The following is a 4511-nucleotide window of genomic DNA, read 5'->3' on the forward strand; positions in this document are numbered from 1 at the left end:
TCCCACACTTGATTGGGTTTACAGCTATAGATCTGCACCAGATGCCTATAAAAACAGATGTTCGTGGAGCCTCGCCGATGAAATCCTATGAAGTCAATTTTGACGGTCTAGTGGGGCCGACCCATAACTACGGCGGTTTGTCCTACGGCAACGTCGCGTCCCAGAGCAACAGCCAGCAGTCTTCCAATCCGAAGGAAGCGGCGTTGCAGGGTCTGCAGAAAATGAAAGCCCTGATGGACATGGGCTTTGTGCAAGGGGTGCTGGCGCCTCAGGAGCGCCCGGACGTGGCGGCTTTGCGCAACCTCGGTTTCAGCGGCAGCGACGCCCAGGTCATCCAGCAGGCGGCCAAGCAGGCCATGCCTTTGCTGGTGGCCAGCTGCTCGGCCTCGAGCATGTGGGTGGCCAACGCCGCCACCGTCAGCCCCAGCGCCGACACGGCAGATGGCCGCGTGCATTTCACCGCCGCCAACCTCAACTGCAAATACCACCGCAGCATCGAGCACCCGACTACCAGCCGCGTGCTGGGGGCGATGTTTGCCGATGCCAAGCACTTCGCCCACCACGCCGCGTTGCCGGCGGTTGCGCAATTTGGTGACGAAGGCGCGGCCAACCACACGCGTTTCTGCCGTGAGTACGGTGAAGCGGGTGTCGAGTTTTTCGTGTTCGGCCGCAGCGCATTCGATAACCGCTACTCGGCACCGCAGAAGTACCCGGCGCGCCAGACCCTCGAAGCCTCCCAGGCGGTCGCACGCCTGCACGGCTTGAAGGATGACGGCGTGGTCTACGCCCAGCAGAACCCGGCGGTGATCGATGCCGGCGTGTTCCACAACGATGTGATCGCGGTGGGCAACGGCGAGGTGCTGTTCTACCACGAGGACGCGTTCCTCAATACCGAGCAGATGCTCGCTGAGCTGCACGGCAAGTTGGCCAAGCTGGGCGGCAATTTCCAGTCGGTGTGCGTGCCGCGCGCGCAGGTCAGCGTTGAGGACGCGGTGCGTTCCTACCTTTTCAACAGCCAGTTGCTGACCCGCGCCGACGGCTCGATGCTGTTGATCGTGCCGGAAGAATGCCGCGCCAACGAGCGCGTCTGGCAGTACCTGCAAGGGCTGACCGCTGCCGGTGGGTTGATCCGCGAAGTGAAGGTGTTCGACCTCAAGCAAAGCATGCAGAACGGCGGTGGCCCGGCGTGCCTGCGCTTGCGCGTGGCGTTGAATGAAACCGAGCTGGCGGCGGTGAACCCAGGCGTTATCATGACCGCGCCGTTGTACGACACGCTGACCCAGTGGGTCGAGAAGCACTACCGCGACAGCCTGCGTGAAACCGACCTGGCTGACCCGCAATTGTTGCTGGAATGCCGGACGGCATTGGATGAACTGACGCAAATCCTTAAACTGGGCTCGGTATACCCTTTCCAGATCAATTAATACGCCTGATGGCTGAGAGCACTTTATGACCACCGACACCCTGAAACTGATTCTTGAAGACACCGACGGCACCCAGCTGGAAACCTCCTGCACCCGCGTCGCCGTGGTCTGGCAGGGTAAGGAAATCTGGATCCAGCACGACGGCCGCGGCCAACTGCTGATCGGTGTGGATGTGGAAGAAGGCGACGCCGAGTACGCCAACCTGCTGATGCGCCCACTGGCCACCAACCTGATGAGCCTGCAACTGGAAATGGAACCGGCCGACGTTGAAGGTGATGACGACGATCACGTCCACGGCCCTGGCTGCAACCACTAAGGAAGCTGCTTATGCTCGCCCTCGGCAAACTGCTTGAACTGACCCTCGCCGGTCGTGAACCGGCGCAAAAAATTCAACTGACTGTCGACGGCGTGCAGATGCGCTGGCTCAGCGAGGGCGCGCTCGAAGTGCGCCCGCCGCAGGCCTTGGACAACGGCAGCGACCTGCTGCTGTCGTGCGGCATCCATGGCAACGAAACCGCGCCGATCGAACTGCTCGACCGCCTGTTGCATGGCATCGCCCGTGGGCAGATCAAGCCCCAAACCCGTATTCTGTTCCTGTTCGGCAACCCCGAGGCCATGCGCCGCGGCGAGCGTTACCTCGAACTGGACGTCAACCGGCTGTTCAACGGCCGGCATGAACAAAACATCGGCCCCGAAGCCATGCGCGCCGCCGAGCTGGAGCAGTTGGCCCGCAGTTTTTTCAGCCTGCCGGGCCGGTCGCGCCTGCATTACGACCTGCACACCGCGATCCGCGGCTCGAAAATCGAGCAGTTTGCCCTGTACCCGTGGAAGGAGGGGCGCCAGCATTCACGCCATGAGCTGGCGCGCCTGCACGCCGCGGGCATGCAAGCGGTACTCCTGCAGAACAAGACCTCGATCACCTTCACTGCGTTTACCTATGAACAGCTGGGGGCCGAAGCCTTCACCCTGGAACTGGGTAAAGCGCGGCCGTTCGGGCACAACCAGGGCGTGGATGTGTCGCGCCTGGAAACGCGCCTGAAGCAGATCATCGAGGGCAGCGAACCGCTTACCGAGAGCCTGGAGGGCCTGCAGCTGTTTGCCGTGTCCCGTGAAGTCATCAAGCACAGCGATGCCTTCCTGATGCACCTGCCGGCGGATGTGGAAAATTTTTCGCCGTTGGCCAAGGGGTATCTGCTGGCCGAAGACGTGGCCAAGACGCGCTGGGTGATCGAGGAGGAGGGCGCGCGCATTATCTTCCCGAACCCGAAGGTCAAGAATGGCTTGCGGGCGGGGATATTGATTGTGCCGACCACGGATGCCGGGTTGGCATAGACCTGAGCCCTAACCGGACCGAAATGTGGGAGGGGGCTTGCCCCCGATAGCAGTGTGTCAGTCAGATCATCTGTCGCTGAGACACCGCCATCGGGGGCAAGCCCCCTCCCACAGTTGTTTTGCGGTGCTGCTTAGACTGCGACGGCACGCGGCTCGCTGCGACGGATCGCTCGCACCTTGTGCAGGGTATCGGCGCAGGTACGCGCAGCTTCCTGGCCTTTGTGCACGAAGTGCTCATAGAAAAAGGTGTGGTGCTCAGTGCCGGCGTGGAAGTGGTGCGGGGTCAGGGACACCGAGAACACCGGCACTTCGGTTTCCAGCTGCACCTGCATCAGGCCGCTGACCACCGACTGGGCAACGAATTCGTGGCGGTAGATGCCACCGTCCACTACCAGCGCGGCGGCAACGATACCGGCGTAACGGCCGGTCTTGGCCAGCAGCTTGGCGTGCAGGGGCATTTCAAAGGCGCCGCCGACTTCAAAGAAGTCGATGTCCGATTCCTGGTAGCCCTGAGCGATCATTTCGGCGAGGAAGCCTTTGCGCGATTGGTCGACAATATCCTTGTGCCAGCAGGCCTGGATAAACGCGACGCGCTCGCCGTGATGGTTTTTGCTCTTGCTGTCGATTGCGGTGGGTTGCATGTTCTGACTCCTGTTTAAGAAAAAAACAGGGCGTTATGAATCGAATGGGATTTAAGGGTACGCACCGCTGCGGCATGCAAGCATGCGGTCAGCGTTCGGCCCTTAGGTGCCAATCCCGTTCTCTCTTCATCCGGACTATGACCGTCGGCCCCGGGATCACACCGGGTCTGCTGACCTTGTCGCCGTACCGCGTGAGCAGTTCGAGGCGCCAAGCGCTCGCGGGCTATGCACATTGCGTGCAATTACCGCCGGTGGGGAATTGCACCCCGCCCTGAGAACGTTGCCGCCAGAACCCTGGCGGCGGAGAGTTTTTAACATGGTTTTTCAAAAACTGCACGAGCGCCGTATCGATAACCTATATCGGTTTGTTTGGTTGGTATTCGATTGAGGAAAGGCAGGGCTTGATATTCCATGGCTTTGCCCGCAGTAATCATCTCTATAAGAAACTTACTGAACCCTTGAGAGGCTGGCTTCATGTCTGTGATCGACCTGCGCAGCGACACCGTGACTCAACCCACCCCCGGCATGCTCGACGCGATGGCCACTGCCGTCAGTGGCGACGACGTCTACGGTGAAGACCCCAGCGTCAATCATCTGGAGGCGGAACTGGCCAAGCGCCTGGGTTTTGCCGCAGCGTTGTTCGTGCCCACCGGCACCATGAGCAACCTGCTGGCGTTGATGGCGCACTGTGAGCGTGGCGAGGAGTACATCGTCGGCCAGCAGGCGCATACCTACAAATACGAGGGCGGCGGCGCGGCGGTGCTCGGCTCGATCCAGCCGCAGCCGCTGGAGGTACAGGCGGACGGCTCGCTGGACCTTGATCAGGTGCTGGAAGCGATCAAGCCCGACGACTTCCACTTCGCCCGTACGCGCCTGCTGGCGTTGGAAAACACCATGCAGGGCAAGGTGCTGCCCCTTGAGTACCTGGCCAAAGCCCGTGCGTTCACCCGTGAGCATGGCCTGGCCCTGCACCTGGACGGCGCGCGGCTCTACAACGCGGCGGTCAAGCTGGGCGTGGATGCAGGCGAAATTGCCCAGCACTTCGATTCGGTCTCGGTGTGCCTGTCCAAGGGCCTTGGCGCGCCGATCGGCTCGGTGCTGTGCGGCTCGACGG

Annotated in this window: 5 protein-coding genes and 1 riboswitch; of the genes, 4 read left to right on the top strand and 1 reads right to left on the bottom strand. The window is 61.5% G+C overall.

What is annotated here, in order from left to right; genetic code table 11:
• Window positions 1–77 precede the first annotated feature (77 nt).
• From astB to astE, 3 genes are read left to right on the top strand one after another with little or no spacing between them, the layout of a single operon-like run.
• Window positions 78–1424 (top strand): N-succinylarginine dihydrolase, encoded by a 1347-nt coding sequence (astB, locus tag WBR57_RS22370; protein ID WP_424086709.1) that lies wholly within the window; start codon window positions 78–80, stop codon window positions 1422–1424.
• A 25-nt stretch (window positions 1425–1449) separates the two neighbouring features.
• Window positions 1450–1740: a hypothetical protein gene (locus tag WBR57_RS22375; protein WP_003214319.1), complete on the top strand. Its 291-nt coding sequence runs from the start codon at window positions 1450–1452 to the stop codon at window positions 1738–1740.
• 11 nt (window positions 1741–1751) lie between these two features.
• On the top strand, window positions 1752–2756 hold the full coding sequence (gene astE, locus WBR57_RS22380; RefSeq protein ID WP_424086711.1) for a succinylglutamate desuccinylase: 1005 nt from the start codon (window positions 1752–1754) through the stop codon (window positions 2754–2756).
• 131 nt (window positions 2757–2887) lie between these two features.
• Here astE and WBR57_RS22385 read toward each other — a convergent pair whose 3' ends face one another.
• Complete coding sequence (locus WBR57_RS22385) at window positions 2888–3397, bottom strand: 6,7-dimethyl-8-ribityllumazine synthase (protein WP_065874001.1); 510 nt, start codon at window positions 3395–3397, stop codon at window positions 2888–2890.
• 113 nt (window positions 3398–3510) lie between these two features.
• Window positions 3511–3680, bottom strand: a riboswitch (FMN riboswitch).
• 191 nt (window positions 3681–3871) lie between these two features.
• On the opposite strand from WBR57_RS22385, the gene ltaE reads away from it, so the two are divergent.
• Window positions 3872–4511: low-specificity L-threonine aldolase (gene ltaE / locus WBR57_RS22390; RefSeq protein ID WP_424086714.1), on the top strand; the 640-nt coding region annotated here is incomplete at its 3' end.

Origin of the sequence: Pseudomonas sp., assembly GCF_049590575.1 — a bacterium.
Lineage (GTDB): Bacteria > Pseudomonadota > Gammaproteobacteria > Pseudomonadales > Pseudomonadaceae > Aquipseudomonas.